At 74.8% G+C, this 19,282-nt stretch carries 17 protein-coding genes; 5 read left to right on the forward strand and 12 right to left on the reverse strand.

All coding sequences use genetic code 11. The annotated features are described in order from the left end of the window. Positions 1-111: 111 nt before the first annotated feature. The 3 genes from FHL80_RS06305 to FHL80_RS06315 all read right to left on the reverse strand — a co-directional run bounded on the left by FHL80_RS06305 (position 112) and on the right by FHL80_RS06315 (position 3,448). Positions 112-1,650: an AMP-binding protein gene (locus FHL80_RS06305; RefSeq protein WP_138732600.1), complete on the reverse strand. Its 1,539-nt coding sequence runs from the start codon at positions 1,648-1,650 to the stop codon at positions 112-114. Between the two features lie 91 nt (positions 1,651-1,741). Then, positions 1,742-2,479 (reverse strand): SIR2 family NAD-dependent protein deacylase, encoded by a 738-nt coding sequence (locus FHL80_RS06310; RefSeq protein WP_138732601.1) that lies wholly within the window; start codon positions 2,477-2,479, stop codon positions 1,742-1,744. A gap of 9 nt (positions 2,480-2,488) precedes the next feature. Continuing rightward, complete coding sequence (locus FHL80_RS06315) at positions 2,489-3,448, reverse strand: phosphatase PAP2 family protein (RefSeq protein ID WP_138732602.1); 960 nt, start codon at positions 3,446-3,448, stop codon at positions 2,489-2,491. A gap of 247 nt (positions 3,449-3,695) precedes the next feature. On the opposite strand from FHL80_RS06315, the gene FHL80_RS06320 reads away from it, so the two are divergent. The 4 genes from FHL80_RS06320 to FHL80_RS06335 all read left to right on the forward strand — a co-directional run bounded on the left by FHL80_RS06320 (position 3,696) and on the right by FHL80_RS06335 (position 8,822). Continuing rightward, positions 3,696-6,530 (forward strand): aconitate hydratase, encoded by a 2,835-nt coding sequence (locus FHL80_RS06320; protein ID WP_216870485.1) that lies wholly within the window; start codon positions 3,696-3,698, stop codon positions 6,528-6,530. Between the two features lie 25 nt (positions 6,531-6,555). After that, on the forward strand, positions 6,556-7,317 hold the full coding sequence (locus FHL80_RS06325; RefSeq protein WP_138732604.1) for an SDR family oxidoreductase: 762 nt from the start codon (positions 6,556-6,558) through the stop codon (positions 7,315-7,317). Next, entirely contained in the window at positions 7,317-8,030 is a 714-nt protein-coding gene (locus FHL80_RS06330) for a sirohydrochlorin chelatase (protein ID WP_138732605.1), read from the forward strand. Before FHL80_RS06325 ends, FHL80_RS06330 begins: the two co-directional genes overlap by 1 nt. A gap of 285 nt (positions 8,031-8,315) precedes the next feature. Further along, positions 8,316-8,822, forward strand: a complete 507-nt coding sequence (locus tag FHL80_RS06335; protein ID WP_138732606.1) for an FBP domain-containing protein — start codon at positions 8,316-8,318, stop codon at positions 8,820-8,822. A gap of 46 nt (positions 8,823-8,868) precedes the next feature. Here FHL80_RS06335 and FHL80_RS06340 read toward each other — a convergent pair whose 3' ends face one another. The 9 genes from FHL80_RS06340 to FHL80_RS06380 form a co-directional block, all read right to left on the reverse strand. Next, a complete protein-coding gene (locus FHL80_RS06340; protein ID WP_138732607.1) occupies positions 8,869-9,693 on the reverse strand; it encodes a sulfurtransferase in 825 nt (274 codons plus the stop codon). After that, a complete protein-coding gene (locus FHL80_RS06345) occupies positions 9,690-10,142 on the reverse strand; it encodes an SgcJ/EcaC family oxidoreductase (protein WP_026844229.1) in 453 nt (150 codons plus the stop codon). The genes FHL80_RS06340 and FHL80_RS06345 overlap by 4 nt, the downstream gene beginning before the upstream one ends. Positions 10,143-10,251: 109 nt before the next feature. Continuing rightward, positions 10,252-10,914 (reverse strand): hypothetical protein, encoded by a 663-nt coding sequence (locus tag FHL80_RS06350; protein ID WP_138732608.1) that lies wholly within the window; start codon positions 10,912-10,914, stop codon positions 10,252-10,254. Further along, a complete protein-coding gene (locus tag FHL80_RS06355; protein WP_216870486.1) occupies positions 10,911-11,624 on the reverse strand; it encodes an ABC transporter ATP-binding protein in 714 nt (237 codons plus the stop codon). Before FHL80_RS06355 ends, FHL80_RS06350 begins: the two co-directional genes overlap by 4 nt. Before the next feature lie 49 nt (positions 11,625-11,673). Next, the gene (locus tag FHL80_RS06360) at positions 11,674-11,952 is read right to left on the reverse strand and encodes a hypothetical protein (protein WP_138732610.1); all 279 of its coding nucleotides are present in this window, start codon (positions 11,950-11,952) and stop codon (positions 11,674-11,676) included. A 114-nt stretch (positions 11,953-12,066) separates the two neighbouring features. After that, entirely contained in the window at positions 12,067-13,986 is a 1,920-nt protein-coding gene (locus tag FHL80_RS06365) for an ABC transporter ATP-binding protein (protein WP_138732611.1), read from the reverse strand. 75 nt (positions 13,987-14,061) lie between these two features. Then, on the reverse strand, positions 14,062-14,838 hold the full coding sequence (locus FHL80_RS06370) for an enoyl-CoA hydratase/isomerase family protein (protein WP_138732612.1): 777 nt from the start codon (positions 14,836-14,838) through the stop codon (positions 14,062-14,064). Continuing rightward, a complete protein-coding gene (locus tag FHL80_RS06375) occupies positions 14,835-15,065 on the reverse strand; it encodes a helix-turn-helix domain-containing protein (protein WP_014741595.1) in 231 nt (76 codons plus the stop codon). Before FHL80_RS06375 ends, FHL80_RS06370 begins: the two co-directional genes overlap by 4 nt. A 252-nt stretch (positions 15,066-15,317) precedes the next feature. Further along, positions 15,318-16,919 carry an ABC-F family ATP-binding cassette domain-containing protein gene (locus FHL80_RS06380; protein WP_138732613.1) on the reverse strand — a complete coding sequence of 534 codons (1,602 nt, stop codon included), beginning with the start codon at positions 16,917-16,919 and terminating at the stop codon, positions 15,318-15,320. Positions 16,920-17,143: 224 nt separating this feature from the next. Between FHL80_RS06380 and FHL80_RS06385 the strand changes: the two genes are divergently transcribed. Next, positions 17,144-19,171, forward strand: a complete 2,028-nt coding sequence (locus tag FHL80_RS06385) for an SCO7613 C-terminal domain-containing membrane protein (RefSeq protein WP_246078498.1) — start codon at positions 17,144-17,146, stop codon at positions 19,169-19,171. Positions 19,172-19,282 lie beyond the last annotated feature (111 nt).

Below are 19,282 nucleotides of genomic sequence, written 5' to 3' on the forward strand. Positions count from 1 at the left end.
TCGACTGCTTCGGGTGGACGGCACAGGGCCGTCGGGCAGATCTCCCCCGTCAGGGGGAGGTCCGTCGGATGTGCTGGTGACGCGCCGGGATGGCCCCTCCAGGGGCCTCCGTCAGTTCACCTGGCGGTCCTCGTCGGACCAGAACGCCTGCCTGAGCTTGAACTTCTGGATCTTGCCGGTGGCGGTGCGCGGGATGGCCTCGCGGAACTCGACCCGCTTCGGCGCCTTGTACCCGGCGATCCGTTCCCGGGTGTGGGCGATGAGCTCGGCCTCGGTCACCGTCTGCCCCTCGGCGAGGACGACCAGTGCGGTCACCATCTCGCCCCACTTCTCGTCGGGGACCCCGATGACGGCGACCTCGGCGACGGCGGGGTGGCTGAAGACGGCGTCCTCCACCTCGATCGAGGAGACGTTCTCCCCGCCGGTGATGATCACGTCCTTCTTCCGGTCGGAGATGGTGAGGTAGCCGCCGTCGTCGATCGACCCGCCGTCCCCGGTGTGGAACCAGCCGCCCTCCAGGGCCTCGGCGGAGGCCTGCGGGTTCTCCCAGTAGCCGGCCAGCACCGTGTTGCCCTGGGCGAGCACCTCACCGCTGCCGCTGACCGCGAGCCGGGTCCCGAGCGCCGGCACCCCGGCGCGGGACAGCGCCTTCGCGCGGTCCATCGGGGTCAGGTCGTCGAACTCGGCCCGAGGGCGGTTGACCGTCAGCAGCGGCGCGGTCTCGGTGAGCCCGTAGATCTGGTTGAACTCCCAGCCGAGCTCCTCCTCGACCCGGGCGATCGTGCGCGAGGGCGGCGCGGCACCGGCCACCACGATGCGCACCTGACCCCGGCCGGGCACCTCGCCCTCCCAGTCGGCGGCGGCGTCCAGGACCGCGTTCCACACCGCCGGGGCACCGGACATCAGCGTGACCCCGTGCCGCTCCACCCGGCGCAGGATCTCCGCGCCGTCGACCTTGCGCAGCACGATCTGCTGCGCACCCAGGCCCGCGGTGGTGTAGGGCATCCCCCAGCCGTTGCAGTGGAACATCGGCAGGGTGTGCAGGTAGACGTCGCGGTCGCTGACCTGCATGTGCATGCCGAAGGTGACGGCGTTCACCCACTCGTTGCGGTGGGTCATCTGCACGCCCTTGGGCCGCGCCGTCGTCCCGCTGGTGTAGTTGATCGTCGCGGTGGCGTCCTCGTCCGGCTCGGTCCACGGCCGCGGCTCGGCGTCGTACCGGAGCAGGCCCGACTCGTACTCCTCGCCGAGCAGGAAGCGGTGCTTCACGTCGATGCCCGCGAGCTGCCCCTCGATCTCGGGGTCGGCCAGCAGCACGCTGGACCCGCTGTGCTCGACGATGTAGGAGAACTCGGCCGGGGACAGCCGGAAGTTCACCGGGACGAGCACCCGGCCGAACGACGGGACGGCGTACAGCAGCTCGAGCAGCCGGGCGGAGTTGTGGCTGACCACGGCCACCCGCTCCCCCTCCCCGACGCCCAGCGCGTCGAGCCCGGCGGCGATCGCGCGGCCGCGGCGGGCCACCTCGCGGTAGGTCAGCTCGCCCAGCGGACTGGCCGGCTGGGTGGGCTCGTCGACGATGCCGATCCGGTCGCCGTAGACGAGCTCCGCCCGGTCGAGGAAGTCGCGGGTGGTCAAGGGCACGCGCATGCCGGCTCCTGCTGCGTCGGCCGGCGTCGGCGCCGGCGGCGGAACGTGGTCGACCTCACGCTAACGGCCGCGGCCCGTGACGACGAGGCCCTCAGCGCGCGGCGGCGAGCAACACGGGGAGCGCCGTGCCGATCGGCTCGCGGACGACGAGGTCGGCGAGCCCGTCGTACGGGGTCGGCTCGGCGTTGACGATCACCACCCGCGCGCCGGACGCAGCCGCGACGTCGACCAGACCGGCGGCGGGGTGGACGCCCAGCGAGGTGCCGACGGCCAGGAACACGTCGCAGTCGGCGGCGGCCCGGGCGGCGGCGTCGACCACCTCGGCGTCCAGGGCCTCGCCGAAGTAGACGGTCGCCGTCTTCAGCACCCCGCCGCACACCGGGCAGGCCGGGTCCGGGTCCCCGGCGTCCACCCGGGCCAGCACGTCCCCGATGGGCAGCCGGTGCCCGCACCGCGTGCAGACCACCTGGTGCACGGTGCCGTGCAGCTCCAGCACCCCGGTGGACCCGGCCGCCTGGTGCAGGCCGTCGATGTTCTGGGTGAGCAGCGCCCGCAACCGCCCCTGGCGCTCCAGGTCCGCGAGCGCCGCGTGCCCGGGGTTCGGGCGCACGTCGGCGGTGGCGAGGTCGCGGCGCAGCAGCCAGGAGCGCCGGCGGATCTCCGGGTCGCGGAGGTACCAGGACAGCGTCACCAGCTTCTCGGCCTCGGGGTCCCGGGTCCAGACGCCCTGGGGTCCGCGGTAGTCCGGGATGCCGCTGTCGGTGGAGATCCCGGCACCGGTGAGCACGCAGATCCGCCACGCCTCGCGCAGCCAACCGGGGGCCTCCACGGCCCCAGGCTAGGAGGCGGCGACCGCGGTCCGCGACCGGCGCGTGTACAGCGGGGCCAGCCGGGGCACCAGTGCCCACACCAGCCCGGCGTAGAGCGCACCGAGCAGCGTGTCGACGACGTAGTGCTCGCCGGACCAGACCAGCACCACCGGCATCAGGAGGGCGTAGGTCACCAGCGCGGCCCGCTGCCAGAGGTGCCGGGCCAGCGGCAGCAGCACCAGGCAGGTGAGGACGGCGAAGGCGGTGTGCAGCGAGGGCACCGCAGCGACCGCGTTCACCTGCCCCTGGCTCGAGTGCAGCACCGCGCCGGCCTTCGGCAGCCCGAGCACCGCCCAGCCGGAACTGCTGATCCGGTCGACGTGGTCGATGACGCCGTCCTTCGCGGCCAGCCACGGCGGCGCGGCCGGGTACAGAACGTAGGTGAGCAGCCCGGCCGCCGACAGCGCCAGCACCAGCCGGACGTAGCCGGTCCAGCGGGCCCGGTCGCGCAGCCACAGCACGGCCAGCACGACCGGCGTCACCACGAAGTGGCTGGCGTAGACCAGCGAGGCCACCGCCGCCCACCACGCGGCGCCCCAGTGCTGCTGCAGCCACACGGTGGGCAGCACGCCGTCGCCCAGCCAGCGGTCCACGGCTGCGGGCTCGGTGACGTGGACAGGTATCCCGAGGCCGTCGGCCATGCCGCGGCTGAGGTCGTACAGCAGCAGCAGCGCCATGAGCGGCACCCAGTCGACCAGCAGGCGCCCGAGCGCCGCCCAGCCGCGGCCGACCGACTGCGCCGCCAGCACGGCGAGCACCCAGCCCAGCAGCACCACCCGGTCGGTGGGCAGGCCGGCGGACAGGCACCGGGCGAGGAACACCGCGACCAGCCCGGCGGTCAGCAGGCGGCGCACCCCGCGGTGCCGCTCGGCCGCCCCGGCGGGCGAGGCCACCACCGGAGGCGTCGCCGGGCCGGCCGCGGTCGTCATGGGGTCGGACGCTAGGCGACGTCGTCCCCGGACGGGAGCCGTCCCCGCACGGCACGCCGCCCCACCGCCGCGGCCGGGACGCCGGTGACGGACGGGGCCCGCTCCCGGGCACGACGGGTGACCTCGGTCACCCGCAGCGCAGGAAAGGGTTGCCTTGGTCCGCGCACCGAGCGGGAGGCTGGGATGATCCGGGGTGCACATGGAGGCGCATGACGCGCGCAGGACCAGCGAGGGTGAGGCGCAAGCAGTGGCAGCCAGCAAGGACAGCTTCGGGTCCCGGACGACGCTCGACGTCGACGGGACCGAGTACGACATCTTCCGGCTCGACGCGGTGGAGGGCAGCGAGAAGCTCCCCTTCAGCCTGAAGGTCCTGCTGGAGAACCTCCTCCGCACCGAGGACGGCGCCAACATCACCGCGGACCACATCCGCGCGCTGGCGAGCTGGGACCCCTCCGCGGAGCCGGACCAGGAGATCCAGTTCACCCCGGCCCGGGTGGTCATGCAGGACTTCACCGGCGTCCCGTGCATCGTCGACCTCGCCACCATGCGCGAGGCGATGGCCGAGATCGGCGGGGACCCCAACAAGATCAACCCGCTCGCGCCGGCGGAGATGGTGATCGACCACTCCGTCATCGCCGACGTCTTCGGCACGCCGGACTCCTTCGAGCGCAACGTCGACATCGAGTTCCAGCGCAACGGTGAGCGGTACCAGTTCCTCCGCTGGGGCCAGGGCGCGTTCGACGACTTCACGGTCGTCCCCCCGGGCATGGGCATCGTGCACCAGGTCAACATCGAGCACCTGGCCCGCGTGGTGTTCCCGCGGAAGGAGGGGGACCGCACGCTGGCCTACCCCGACACCTGCGTGGGCACCGACTCGCACACCACGATGGTCAACGGCCTGGGCGTGCTGGGCTGGGGCGTCGGCGGCATCGAGGCCGAGGCCGCACTGCTCGGCCAGCCGGTGTCGATGCTCATCCCCCGCGTGGTCGGCTTCAAGCTGAGCGGCGAGCTGCCGGACGGCGCCACTGCCACCGACCTGGTGCTCACGATCACCGAGATGCTGCGCCAGCACGGCGTGGTCGGGAAGTTCGTCGAGTTCTACGGCGCCGGCGTCTCCGCCGTCCCGCTGGCCAACCGGGCCACGATCGGCAACATGAGCCCGGAGTTCGGCTCCACCGCCGCGATGTTCCCGATCGACGGCGAGACGATCGAGTACCTGCGGCTGACCGGCCGGAGCGCCGAGCAGATCGCCCTGGTCGAGGCCTACGCCAAGACCCAGGGCCTGTGGCACGACGACGACCGAGAGCCGGCCTTCTCCGAGTACCTGGAGCTGGACCTCGCCACCGTCGTCCCCTCCATCGCGGGCCCGAAGCGCCCGCAGGACCGCGTCTCGCTGTCCGAGGCCAAGGAGGCGTTCCGCGAGGCGCTGCCGACCTACGCCCAGGTCGACGAGGTCACCCACGACCCCGACGTCGCCCCGGAGGCCGCGTCCAACGTCGACGAGTCGGTCGAGGAGACCTTCCCGGCCTCGGACCCGGCCAGCCCGTTCGCGCACGGCAACGGTGAGGCCGGCAAGCCGCACACCGCCGTCAGCGGCTCCGACCCGGGCCGCACGTCCAAGCGCACCCCCGTGGTGATGGAGGACGGCACCGAGACCTTCGTCGACCACGGGCACGTGGTGATCGCCGCGATCACGTCGTGCACCAACACGTCCAACCCGCAGGTCATGATCGGTGCCGCGCTGCTGGCCAAGAAGGCCGTCGAGCGGGGCCTGACCACCAAGCCGTGGGTGAAGACGACGCTGGCGCCCGGCTCCAAGGTCGTCACCGACTACTACGAGAAGGCGGAGCTCACCCCGTACCTCGAGAAGCTCGGCTTCTACCTGGTCGGCTACGGCTGCACGACCTGCATCGGCAACTCGGGCCCGCTGCCGGAGCCGGTCAGCAAGGCCGTGAACGAGGCCGACCTCGCCGTCGTCTCGGTGCTCTCGGGCAACCGCAACTTCGAGGGCCGGATCAACCCCGACGTCAAGATGAACTACCTGGCGTCCCCGCCGCTGGTCATCGCCTACGCGCTCGCCGGCTCGATGGACGTCGACATCACCACCGAGCCGCTGGGCCAGGACACCGACGGCAACGACGTCCACCTGAGGGACATCTGGCCGTCGCCGCAGGAGGTGCAGCGGACAATCGACCAGGCCGTCTCGGCGGAGCAGTTCGGCCGCAGCTACGAGGACGTCTTCGCGGGCACCGAGCAGTGGCAGAACCTGCCCACGCCGTCCGGTGACACCTTCGCCTGGGACGCCGAGAGCACCTACGTCCGGAAGCCCCCGTACTTCGAGGGCATGCCGGCCGAGCCGACCCCGGTCCAGGACATCTCCGGCGCCCGGACGCTCGCCGTCCTCGGCGACTCGGTCACGACGGACCACATCTCGCCGGCCGGGTCGATCAAGGCCGACTCGCCCGCCGGGAAGTACCTGCAGGAGCACGGCATCGAGCGCCGTGACTTCAACTCCTACGGGTCCCGCCGCGGGAACCACGAGGTGATGATCCGTGGCACGTTCGCGAACATCCGGCTGCGCAACCTGCTGGTCCCCGGCACCGAGGGTGGCGTCACCAAGAACCACCTGACCGGTGAGACGACGTCGATCTACGAGGCCTCGCGGGCCTACATCGACGCCGGCATCCCGCTGGTCGTGCTGGCCGGCAAGGAGTACGGCTCCGGCTCGTCACGTGACTGGGCGGCCAAGGGGACGGCGCTGCTCGGCGTCAAGGCGGTCATCGCCGAGAGCTACGAGCGCATCCACCGGTCGAACCTGATCGGCATGGGCGTCCTCCCGCTCCAGTACCCGGAGGGCCAGGACCGGGAGTCCCTCGGCCTGACCGGCGAGGAGACCTTCGAGATCACCGGGGTGACCGCGCTGAACGACGGCTCGATCCCGCGCACCGTGAAGGTCAGGGCCGGTGACGTGGAGTTCGACGCCCGCGTCCGGATCGACACCCCCGGCGAGGCGAACTACTACCGCAACGGCGGGATCATGCAGTACGTGCTGCGCTCGCTGCGCGGTTCCGTCCCGGCCTGATCACCGGTCGAGAACTGGACAGCTGATGGACCTGGGCCTGGGTGGCCGCGGACTCCTGCTCACCGGCGCGAGCCGGGGGCTGGGGTTCGCGACCGCCCGGGCCCTCGTCGACGACGGCGCCCGGGTGCTGCTCAGCGCCCGGTCCGCCGACGCCGTCGACGCGGCCGCCGCGGCGCTGGGCGGTGCCCCGGCGGCGACCGGCCTGGCCGCCGACCTCGCCGACGCCCGGGCCGCCGAGGAGCTCGTCGGTGCCGCGGTCGACCGGCTCGGCCGGATCGACGGCGCGCTGGTCTCGGTCGGCGGCCCGACGCCGGGCGGCGTGCTCGACGTCCCCGAGGAGGCCTGGCGGGCGGGCGTGGACAGCGTCCTGCTCGGCCCGCTGCGGCTGGTCAGGGCACTGGTCCCGCACCTGCACGACGGGGCGGCGATCGGACTGGTCCTCTCCACCTCCGTGCGCCAGCCCATCGGTTCCCTGGCCATCTCCAACGGGCTGCGGCCGGGGCTGGCGATGACCGCCAAGGCGCTGGCCGACGAGCTGGGCCCTCGGGGCATCCGGGTGTTCGGCCTGCTGCCCGGCACGATCGCCACCGACCGGGTCACCGAGGTCGAGGCGGCCTCCGGCGACGCGGCGGCGATGCGCGCCCGCACCGAGGCGGGCATCCCGCTGCGCCGGGTCGGCCGGCCGGAGGAATTCGGGCGGGTGGCGGCGTTCGCGCTCTCCCCCGCCGCCTCCTACGTGACCGGCACGATGCTCACCGTCGACGGCGGCGTCACCCGGGCGCTCTGATGGACTCCCCGGTGCTCGTCGCCTGCGCGCACGGCACCCGCAACCCGACCGGACGGCGGCTGATCGGCGAGCTGGCGCTGGCCGCCCGGGCGCTGCGGCCCGGGCTGCGGACCACGGCCGCGTTCGTCGACGTCCAGCCACCCACCGTGGTCGACGTCGTCCGCGACCTGGCCGCAGCGGGCACGCCGGCCGTCGTCGTCCCGCTGCTGCTCTCCGGCGGGTACCACGTGCACGTCGACATCGCCGGGGCGGTCGCCGACCACCCGACCGCCGTCGCCGCCCGCCCGCTCGGGCCGGACCAGCGGCTGGTCGCCGTCCTCACCGACCGGCTGGTCACCGCCGGTGCCGACCCCCTCGACCGGACGACCGCGGTCGTCCTCGCCGCCGCCGGGTCCAGCGACCCGCGCTCGGTGGCCGACGTCGAGGGCACCGCCGGCCTGCTGCAGCGGGACTGGGCCGGCCCGGTGACCACCGGCTACGGCTCGGCCGCCCAGCCGACGGTGGCCGACGCCGTCAGCGCGGCCCGGCGGGCGGGTGCCCAGCGGGTCGTGGTCGCGGCCTACCTGCTGGCGCCTGGGCACTTCCACGCCAAGCTGCAGGGCGCCGGCGCCGACGTCGCCACCGCGCCGCTGCTGCCCGACGAGCGGATCGCGGCGGTCCTGCTCGACCGTTACGACGCGGTCCTCGGCACGACGGTGGACGCCGCGTCGTGACCTGTCGGGGTCGGTCACCGGACCGGCGTCCGGGTGAGCGAGGAGCAGCGGGTGCGCAGTGTCGCCGCGGGTTGCGGGGTGGCCGTCCAGGCCTGCTCCACCGCAGGCCGGACCCGCGTCCGGCGCCCCTGACCCCTCGAACTGGATCCACGCCCCGCCCTCCGGCGCGGACGTGCAACCGGGTCATGCGCGGACGCGGCCTCGGCCCGTCCCCTCCCGCCGGCCACGGCGGCGCCTTCGCGCGCGCGGCCGGCGGTCCCCGCTGACCTGAGAGCTGGACCCCTGATGATCCCCCTGACCGAGAATCAGATCCGCGCGTCGTTCGTGAACGCCACCCGCCGCGAGGTCGCCTCGGCGACCGTGCCCGACCTGGCCGAGCTGGCCTGGGACCGGCTGGACCACCTGGGCTGGCAGGACCGCAAGGCCCCGTTGTCCGCCTACGTCGTCCTCGAGCTGGACGGCGCCCCAGCCGGCGTCCTGCTGCGCGCCAGCGCGGCCCCCACCAGCGGGCGACGCCGCAAGGCCCTGTGCTCCTGGTGCCGTGACCTCGCCTCGGTGAGCGCCATGCTGTACGTGGCCCGCCGTGGCGGCGCGTCCGGCCGGGCGGGCAACACGATCGGCACCCTCGTCTGCGAGGACTTCTCCTGCTCGCGGAACACCCGGCGGCCGCCGACCAGCTCGGAGGGCGGGGACGGCATCGAGGCGATCGCCGACCAGGTGGTCACCGAGCGGATCGCCGGGCTGCGCGAGCGGTCCACCCAGTTCGTCCGGGACGTGACCGCGACCGTCTGACGTCGCACCCGTTCCCCACTTACCGCGCGGGGAGTGGGGAACGGGGTCACGGCCCGGTGGCGACCGGGCGGGTGGGGTCGGCGGACCACTGGGACCACGAGCCGGGCCACAGCGCCGCCTCGATGCCCGCCTCGGCCAGCGCGGCCACCTCGTGCGCGGCCGTGATCCCGGAGCCGCAGTAGACGCCGACCGTCGTCCCCGGCTGCACGCCCAGCGCGGCGAAGCGCTCGCTGAGTACAGCTGCTGTACGAAACCGGCCGTCCTCGGCGAGGTTGCCCGTCGTCGGGGCGCTCACCGCACCGGGCACGTGCCCCGCCCGCGGGTCCACCGGCTCGACCTCGCCGCGGTACCGCTCCGCCGCCCGGGCGTCGAGGAGCACGCCGCCGCTCGGGGGCAGGGCGGCGGCCTCCTCGGCGGTGAGCACGGGCATGCCCCCGCCGGAGAGCGTCACGTCGCCGGGCTCGGGCACGACCGCGCCGGTGTCCAGCCGCCCACCCGCGGCGGCCCAGGCGGCCAGTCCGCCGTCCAGGATCGTGACGTCGGCGAGGCCGCCCCACCGCAGCAGCCACCAGGCCCGGGCGGCGGCGAGCCCGCCGGTCGCGTCATGCACCACGACCCGCGAGTCGTCGCGGACACCCCAGCGCCGGGCCGATGACTGCAGTGCCTGTAGCGAGGGCAGCGGATGGCGCCCCGCGGCGGCCGACGGCGGCGCGGCCAGCTCGGTCTCCAGGTCGACGAACACCGCCCCGGGCAGGTGACCGGCCAGGTGCTGCTCACGGCCGTGCGGGTCCCCCAGCGCCCAGCGGACGTCGAGCAGGACCACGCCCGCGGGGTCGGCCAGCAGCTGCCCGGCGGTCGTCAGGACCGTCAACGGGCGGCCTCGAGCTCCGCGGTCAGCGCGGCCAGGGCGTCGGCGCGGCCGCCGTAGCGGGCCGGGGTGCTCTGCAGGACGGCGATCCGCCAGCGACCCGCGTCCTCGACCGCGGTGAGCGCGTGCACGGTGTGCAGCGACGGGTCCAGCGCGTCGGCGCCGGGCGGGACCATGCCGGCGACCGCGTGCAGGACGGCCACGTTCTCGGTCAGCCGGCGCACCGACCGCACGACACCGACGAAGGTGGGGATGGAGCGCTCGGCGAAGATCCGGCGCATGTCGGCGGCGATCGTCAGCCGGCCGCTGCGCAGCGTGCCGTCGAGGTCGATCATCTCACCGTCGTCGGCGAAGACGGAGGACACGGAGACCCCGCTGCGCTGGTTCCAGCCAGCGAGGAAGCGCGCGTACAGCGCCCGGATCTGGGTGTCCTGCGGATGGCCTGCGCTCAACGACTGCTCCTGCGGGTGGTGCGGGTGGGACAGCTGGGTCAGGCGCAACGCTAGTGCGCAGGCCCGGGCGACGGCCGCCCCCGCGCCGTAGCCGCGCGGACTGGTCCGTTCATCGTCGTCGGCGGCAGCGGAGCGTGACCACGAGCAACCCCGCGGTCACCAGAACCGGTCCGCCGGTAGCCCACCCGGCGAGGAGTGCCCCGGGTGGCTCCCCCGTCCCCCAGGTGCTGAGCACCGGCCCGGCGGGTGGCAGCCAGGGCAGCCGGGCACTGGCCAGCGACGCCGCCACGACGACCAGTGCCTGCACGCCGCGGGTGACGTGCCCGGCGTGCAGCGCGAGTGCGAGAGCGCCACCGACGCAGCCGCAGAGCAGGTGCAGCACCGCGCCGAGCAGCCGGGCGCTGACCGGGGCCGGGTGCGGGTCCGCGACCACGTTGGCGACCACCCCGGCGGCCGTGGCGGCGACCAGCCACAGCAGGGCGGGTACCGCGTCGGCGACGAGCGTCCGCACCGGCCCGTCGGCCGCCACGAGCACCTGGCGGAGGTCGGCGCTGGTGGCGGCCAGGTGCGCCGCGGTCGCCCACGCGGACGCCGGCAGCAGGAGGGCGGCGGTGGCAGCCAGGGCCGGCAGCGGTGGTCCGGCGTCCGCGGCGTAGACGGCGGCGAGCACGACCAACCAGGCGGACGACGCCGCGAGCACGCTGCGACTGGACGCCGCGGTGGCCACCCCGAGCCGGGCGGCCCGGCCCAGCGGGATGGCGGGCCGGCTCACCGGAGCGGGCTCACCGAGTGCACCGCCCACCCGGCCTGCAGCGCGGCGAGCAGCAGTGCGTCGCGCTCGGCAGGCGGGACGGTGAGGGTCAGCCGCCCACCGGAGGCAGGCGCACCGCGGAACGTGCCGGTCCCGGAGAGGACCACCTCGACCAGGTCCGGGGCGGTCGCACCACCGAGGTCGAGCACGTCCCCGCCGGCCAGCGGCAGCGGCTCGTGCTCGGCGAGGACGACCGCGTCGCCCGCGGCCAGCCGGTCGGACAGCCGGTCCGCCAGGCGGTGGTCGGCGGCGGCGTCCAGCCCGGCGGCCGGCTCGTCCAGGACGACGATCGGGCACGGCAGCCCGAGCACCGCCTCGAGCAGCACCCGCCGCTGCCAGCCACGGCTGAGCTCGTCGGCCCGCGCGTCGGGGACCCCGTCCGCGGCCGCGCCGCCGACGAGGGAGACCAGCCGGCGCGCGCCGACCGCCGGCAGGTCACCGGTCTGCTGCGGCAGGTGGGCGACCGGCCCGGCGCGGTGGACCCGGCCGCGGCGGGGCGCCACCGCACCGGCCAGCACCCGCAGCAGCGTCGACTTGCCGGCCCCGTTGCCGCCCCGGACCCGGAGCAGCTGGCCCGGGGCCACGTCGAGCGTCAGCCCGTCGAACAGCCACCTGCCCCGGCCGTAGCGGAAGCCGAGGTCCCGCGCCGAGAGGACGGGGACGGCGGGCACCGGACGACCGTAGTGGCCCGGTGCGCGCCCGCCGGTCAGCCCGTGCCGGTCAGAAGGCCGCCTGGCTCTCGGCGACGTAGCCGCCGGACCGCTCCGTGATGTGCCAGACCCGGACGTCCTTGCCACCGACGGAGTCCTTCTCGTGGAAGCGCACCAGCTCGCCGTGGGTGATCCCGTGGCCGCGGATCACCAGCGGCTCCCCACCGCTGTCGATGCTGAACTCGGCATCGCCCAGGAACGCGTCCAACGACGAGTCGACCCCGGCCGCGGGCGCCACGACCAGGTAGGGCTTGCCGGACGCGATCGACTGCCTGTGCTGAGTGGTCATCTGAACCCCTGTCCTCGGGAGGTCGGCGCCAGCAGGTCGCCGGTGCTCAAGGTGCCATGCCTCCCTGGGCACTCGCTGTCCACCGCGCCGGTGTGGGCGAGCCGTGACAGGTCGTCAGCGGGCAGGAACCGCGGACTGGACGCCGGCGATCGCGCTGGCAGCGGCGTCGGTGGGGGCGAACTGGGTGCGGTAGAGCTCGGCGTAGTGCCCGCCGAGGGCGAGCAGCTCCTCGTGGGTGCCGCGCTCGACGATCCGGCCGGCGTCCACCACGAGGATCTGGTCGGCGTTGCGGATGGTGGACAGCCGGTGTGCGATCACCAGCGACGTGCGGCCGGCCAGCGCGGTGTCCAGCGCGTGCTGCACCGCGACCTCGGACTCGCTGTCCAGGTGCGCGGTGGCCTCGTCCAGGATCACCACGCCCGGGGCCTTGAGCAGCACCCGGGCGATCGCCAGGCGCTGCTTCTCCCCACCCGACATCCGGTACCCGCGGTCACCGACCACGGTGTCCAGACCGTCGGGCAGCGAGTGCACCAGGGCGGCGATCCGCGCGCCGGTGAGCGCGGCCCACAGCTCCTCCTCGGTGGCCTCGGGCCGGGCGTACCGCAGGTTGGCACCGATCGTGTCGTGGAAGAGGTGGGAGTCCTGGCTCACCACACCGATCGCGTCGCGCAGCGACGCGGTGGTGGCCTGCCGGACGTCGACACCCCCGACCCGGACGGCGCCGCCGGTCACGTCGTACAGCCGGGAGACCAGGGCCGCCATCGTCGACTTGCCGGCCCCTGAGGTGCCCACGAGGGCGACGAGCTGGCCCGGCTCGGCCCGGAAGGACACCTCGTGCAGCACGTCGGTACCCGCGTGCTGCTCCGGGACGGCGACGTCCTCCAGCGAGGCGAGCGACACCTCGGCCGGCGAGGGGTAGCGGAAGGAGACGGCGTCGAACTCGATGGACCGGTCGTCGGCCGGCACCGGGACCGCGTCGGGCGCCTCGGCGATCATCGGCCTCAGGTCCAGCACCTCGAACACCCGGTCGAAGCTGACCAGCGCGCTCATCACGTCGACCCGCACGTTCGCCAGCGCGGTCAGCGGCCCGTAGAGCCGGGACAGCAGCAGCGCCAGCGCGACGACGTCCCCGGCCGACAGCGACCCGGTGAACGACAACCACCCGCCCAGGCCGTAGACCAGCGCCGTGGCGAGCGCGGCCACCAGGGTCAGCGAGGTGAAGAAGACCCGCCCGTACATCGCCGACAGCACGCCGATGTCGCGGACCCGGGCGGCCCGCCCGGAGAAGGACTCGGCCTCCGCCTCGGGCCGCCCGAAGAGCTTGACCAGCAGGGCGCCGGCGACGTTGAACCGCTCGGTCATCGTCGCGTTCATCGACGCGTTGAGCCCGTAGGACTCCCGGGTGATCTCCTGCAGCCGCTTGCCGATCCGCTGCGCCGGGAAGACGAACAGCGGCACCATCACGATCGACAGCAGGGTGATCTGCCAGGACAGGCTGAACATGACCCCGGCGGTCAGCACCAGGGCGATCACGTTGGACACGACACCGGACAGCGTCGAGGTGAACGCGCGCTGCGCCCCGACGACGTCGTTGTTCAGCCGGCTCACCAGCGCGCCGGTCTGCGTGCGGGTGAAGAAGGCGACCGGCATCCGCTGCACGTGCTCGAAGACCCGGGTGCGCAGGTCGTAGATGACGCCCTCGCCGATGCGCGCGGAGTACCAGCGCTGCACCAGCGAGCTGCCGGCGTCCAGCACCGCCAGGCCGGCGATGACCAACGCGATCTGCACGACGTCCCCCGCCGTCCCGGAGAGCCGGGCGATCCGGTTGACGATGTCACCGGCCAGCAGCGGTGTGACCACACCGATCAGCGAGGAGAAGACGACGAGCGACAGGAAGCCGATCAGCTCGCGGCGGTAGGGCCCGGCGATGCCGAGGATCCGGCGGACGGTGCCCTTCGGGATCTGCCGGGAGGTCACCGACGGGTCGCGGCTGAACGACCGCATCGCGGCCATCGAGGTCATCGGTGAGCTCATGGCACGTCCTCTTGGTGCTGTAACCGGGTAATCGACACCGGGAACAGCACTCGGGGCCGCGCTGTTCCGCGCCGGTCAGTCTCTCCCGGCCAGCACGCCCAGCCGCCGTGCCTGCGCCGCCCGCTCGGCGGCGTCCTGCTCCGCGGGGTCGTTGCGCACCGCGGACCGGACGAGGGCGAGCGTCTCCCGGCTGGCCCCGGCGTCCGGCCGCAGCAGGGCAGCGGTCAGCCCGGCCACGGTGGCCTCCAGCTGGTCGACCGGGACGACGGCGTTCGCCAGGCCCATCCCCAGCGCCTCGGCAGCGCCCACGGGGCGGCCGGTCAGGCAGATCTCCACCGCCCGGCTGTAGCCGACCAGCTCGACCAGCGTGCTGGTGCCGGTCAGGTCGGGGACCAGCCCGAGCGAGGCCTCCGGCAGCCGCAGCTGGGCGTCGTCGGCGAGGACCCGCAGGTCGCAGGCGAGCGCGAGCTGCGCGCCGGCGCCGATGGCGTGCCCCTGCACGGCGGCGACCGACACCACGCCCGGCGACCGCAGCCACCGGAACCCGGCCTGGTACCCGCGGATGCGCTCCTGGGCCAGCTCGGCCGGCAGCGCACCGAGCTCCCCGAGCCCGCCGGCGACACCGGGCTCGGCGCTGAACAGGGTGCGGTCCAGCCCGGCGGAGAACGACCGGCCCGCACCGCGGACGACGACCACCCGGACGTCGTCGTCCAGACCCTCCCCGACCGCGCGCAGCGCCGCCCAGGTCTCCGGCGTCTGCGCGTTCAGCTGGTCGGCGCGGTCGAGGGTGACGGTGAGGACGGCGCCCTCGCGCGCCGTCCTCACCCACCCGTTCGGCTCAGCCGAGCTCACGCACTCTTCTTGGCGTTCCGGTTCGCCCCGCCCCGGCCGCGCAGGCTCGCGCCGGACTCCGACAGCAGGCGGTGGACGAACCCGTAGGAGCGGTTGGTCGAGGTGGCCAGCGAGCGGATGCTCTCGCCGCCGTCGTACCGCTCCCGCAGCTCGTCCGCCAGCGAGGTTCGGTCGTCCCCGGTGATCCGCTTGCCCTTGCTCAGGTCTGCAGTGCTCGAGTCGGCCATGACTCCCCTCCGTGTGTCAGGGGTCGCTCCGACGTCCGTCGGCGCTTGCCCGCTGATCCCCCCGGCGCCGCTGTCCTGATGACATCGGCGTCCTCCGAGCCATGATCACCCGGCTGGGCGACGACGGCCACCGGAGATGGGAAGTGCACGACCTATGACACTGTCGGCCTCACGGCCGGCACCGCGGCTCCCGGCCCCGCTGCCGGGGCCCGCGCCGAGCTTGCGAGGCGTGGGGGGCAGCGGGGCCCTTCTCTACGCCAGCGAGACCAGGTCGGCGAAGTCGGCGCTCCAGGTGTCCTCCGTGCCGTCGGGCAGGATGATCACCTTGTCCGGGTCCAGCGCGTGGACCGCACCCTCGTCGTGCGTCACCAGGACGATCGCGCCCTGGTAGGTGCGCAGCGCCTCGAGCACCTGCTCGCGGCTGGCCGGGTCCAGGTTGTTGGTCGGCTCGTCGAGCAGCAGCACGTTGGCGCCGGAGACCACCAGCGTGGCCATCGCCAGCCGGGTGCGCTCACCGCCGGAGAGCGTGCCGGTGCGCTGGTCGACGGCGTCGCCGGAGAAGAGGAACGCGCCCAGGATCTTGCGCAGCTCGGTGTCGGTGCTGTCCGGCGCCGCGGAGCGCATGTTCTCCAGCAGCGAGCGGTCCATGTCGATGGTCTCGTGCTCCTGCGCGTAGTACCCGATCCGCAGGCCGTGCCCGGGCTTGACCGCACCGGTGTCCGGGGTCTCGGTGCCGGCGAGCATCCGCAGCAGGGTGGTCTTCCCTGCGCCGTTGAACCCCAGGACGACGACCCGGGTGCCCTTGTCGATCGCCAGGTCCACGCCGGTGAAGATCTCCAGCGAGCCGTAGCTCTTGCTCAGGTGCTCGGCGGTGAGCGGTGTCCGGCCGCACGGGGCCGGCGTCGGGAAGCGGAGCTTGGCGACCTTGTCCTGGACCCGCACCTGCTCGAGGCCCGCGGCCAGCCGCTGGGCGCGCTTGTCCATGCTCTGCGCGGCCTTCGCCTTGGTGGCCTTGGCCCGCATCTTGTCCGCCTGCGCGGAGAGCGCGTCGATCTTCTTCTCGGCGTTGGCCCGCTCCGCCCTGCGGCGGCGCTCGTCGGTCTCCCGGGCGTCCAGGTAGCGCTTCCAGCCGAGGTTGTAGACGTCGACGGTGGCCCGGTTGGCGTCCAGGTGCCACACCTTGTTGACGACGGCGGCGAGCAGGTCGACGTCGTGGCTGATGACGATGAGGCCGGCGCGGTGACCGGCCAGGAACCCCTTGAGCCAGACGATGGAGTCAGCGTCCAGGTGGTTGGTCGGCTCGTCGAGCAGCAGCGTGTCGGCGTCGGAGAAGAGGATGCGGGCCAGCTCGACCCGGCGGCGCTGACCACCGGAGAGGGTGCGCAGCGGCTGGCCGAGCACCCGGTCGGGCAGCCCCAGGTTGGTGCAGATGCGCGCAGCGTCGCTCTCCGCGGCGTAGCCACCGAGTGCGGCGAACTGGTCCTCCAGCCGCCCGTAGAGCCGGACGGCGCGATCCATCTCCGCGTCGTCGGCCGGCTCGGCCATCGCGATCTGGGCCTTGGTCAGCTTCGCCTTGAGGACGTCGAGCCCCCGGCCGGAGAGCACCCGGTCGCTGGCGGTGATGTCCAGGTCGCCGCTGCGCGGGTCCTGCGGGAGGTAACCGATCTCGCCGGTCACGTCGACCTTGCCGGCGTGCGGCACGCGCTCGCCGGCCAGCGTGGTGAGGGTGGTGGTCTTGCCGGCGCCGTTGCGCCCGACCAGGCCGATCCGGTCCCCGGGCTGCACGCGCAGGTCAGCGTCGCTGATGAGGATGCGGGCGCCGGCGCGCAGCTCGAGACCGGTCGTCGTTATCACTGACCCCAGGGTAGGCCCTCGGCGGCCGTCTTCCGACCCCTTTCCCGGGTGACGTGCACGTCACCCGCCTGTGGAACAAACCACGTTCCGGCCCGCTGACAGGCCAGGATGCGCTCATGTACCCGCGCGGACCTGCGTGTCCTGTCTGTGGGGCCGAGGTCACCGGCCCGCCTGCTGCTGCCTGTGCGGTGTGCGGCCTGCCCGCAGCCGGGCAGGCCGGCTGGGTGCTGGGTCGGATCGGCGCGACGCTGGAGCAGCTCGCGCGCGAGCGGGACGAGCTGCTCACCACGCTGCGCGCCGCCGCGCCGGGCGCCCGGCCGTCGCCGGCCGCCGCCGTCCGACCGCCGGTGCCGGTGGCACCGGTGCTGCCGGCCCAGCAGCTGCCGCCCTGGACGCCGCTGCCCGCCGAGGAGCCGACGGCCCCCCGGCGGCGGCTGAGCCCGCAGCAGGTGCTGCTCGGGCTGGGTGCTGTGCTGCTCGTCGCCGGTGCACTGGCGTTCGTCGCCCTGGGCTGGACCCGGTTCGGGCTGGTCTTCCAGGCCACCGTGATGCTCACCGGGACGGTGGCGGCGTGCGCGGTGTCGGCCTGGGCCGCCCGCCGCGGGCTGCGCGCGACCGAGGAGGCGCTGGCGGCCGCGGGCACCGCCCTGCTCGCCGTCGACCTGGGCGCCGCGCACGCCCGGGGGCTGCTCGGCCTGGACCAGGTCGCACTGCGGCCGTGGACGGCGGTGTCCTGCCTGGTCGTGGCCGCCGTCGCCGTCGCGCTGGGCCGGTCGACCCGCAGCACCGCCACCTGGCCGCTGGCCGCCCTGCTGGCGGTCCAGCCGGTGCCCGCGCTGCTGCTCGGGCCGGACGCGCTGGCCGGTCCCGCCGGGGTGGCCGCCGCCCTGGCCCTCGCCGGGGCGGACCTCGCCCTGGTGCTCGCGCTCCGGCCGGCGCTCGTGCCGGTCGCCCGGCTGCTCGCGGTGCTCTGCGGGGGCCTCGGGCTGGGCGGCGGTCTGCTGCTGGGCAGGGCCGGGGACGTCGGGGACGCGTGGACGGCGACGGTGCTGCTGGCGGCCGCCGCCGGAGCAGCGGTGCTGGTGCTGCGGGTGCCCCGGGTGGTCGGCCGGCCGCTGCCCGGCCGGACCGTGGAGGGCGCGGCCGGCGCGGTGGTCGGCGTCTCGCTCGGCCAGTCCCTCGGGCTGAGCGGCTCGGCCGGGCCGGTCCTGGCCGCCGCCCTCGCCCTGCTCCTGGCCACCGCGGCGGTGCTGCTGGCCGGCGACCGGCCGCTGTCCGGTCCGCTCCCCCGGGCGGCGCTGCCCGGGGTCCGCACGGCGCTGCTGGCCGCCGGGGCCGCGCTCGCCGTCGTCGGGGGCGAGCAGCTGCTCGACGCCGAGCGGTTCACCGCGCTGGCGCTGCTCGTCCTCGCGGCCACCGTCCCGGCCGTCCTGGCCGCCGTCCGGGTGCCGGGCGTGCGGGACGGCAGCACCTTCGTCGCGCTGCTCGCCCCGGCCGCCGCGGCGCTGCTGGCCCGGGAGGGCGGCGTGCTGCCCAGCCCGGCGACCGGGCTGCTGCTCGCGCTGGTCGGCGCCGGGGCCTTCGCGGTGGCCACCTGGCGGGCCGGGGCGCCGGAGGAGCGGGTCTGCGCGGCGGCCGGCACGCTGGCCGGCGTCGCCGCCGGCGTGACCACCGCCTCGGTCGGGGCGTGGGGGCAGGTGGCCCTGCAGCTGGGCGTGGTGGGCGTCGCCGCCGGCTGCTACGCCCTGGTCAGCGGCCGGCGGCCGGTCGCGGCGCTCGCCCTGGCCGACCTGGTGCTGGCGAGCTGGATCGCCGTGGGTGGCGCCGGTGTCGAGACCCCGGAGGCCTACACGCTGCCGGCCGCGGTCGCGCTGCTGGTGGGCGTCCTCCCCCGGCTGCGGACCCGTGGTCCCTCGTGGGCCGCCGAGGGCGCCGCGGTCGGCGTGGCGCTGGTGCCCTCGACGCTGGCGGTCGCCGCCGCCCCTCCCGCGCTGCGCCTGGTGCTGGTGGTGGCCGGCGCGGTCGCGATGGTGGCCGTCGGCACCCTCGCGCACCGGCAGGCACCGTTCGTGCTGGGCTCCTGCGCGCTGGCGTTCGTCGCCGCCACCCGGCTGGGGCCCTACGCGCCGCTGCTCCCGCCCTGGGTGACCCTGGCCGCCGCCGGCCTCCTCCTGCTGGTGCTCGGCGCGACCTACGAGCGCCGGTTGGCCCAGGCCCGGGAGGCGGTGGCCTGGGTGGCCCAGATGAGCTGAGCGGCCCGGGCCGGCCCCCCGTAGCGTGGGCCGGCGAGATCGGCGGGGAGGTGGTCGGGATGCCGCAGGAGCCCGAGGTGCGCTACCCGCCTCCGCTCGGCCGCCCCCTGC

The sequence above is a fragment of the Modestobacter excelsi genome, from assembly GCF_005930495.1.
Classification (GTDB): Bacteria; Actinomycetota; Actinomycetes; order Mycobacteriales; family Geodermatophilaceae; genus Modestobacter; species Modestobacter excelsi.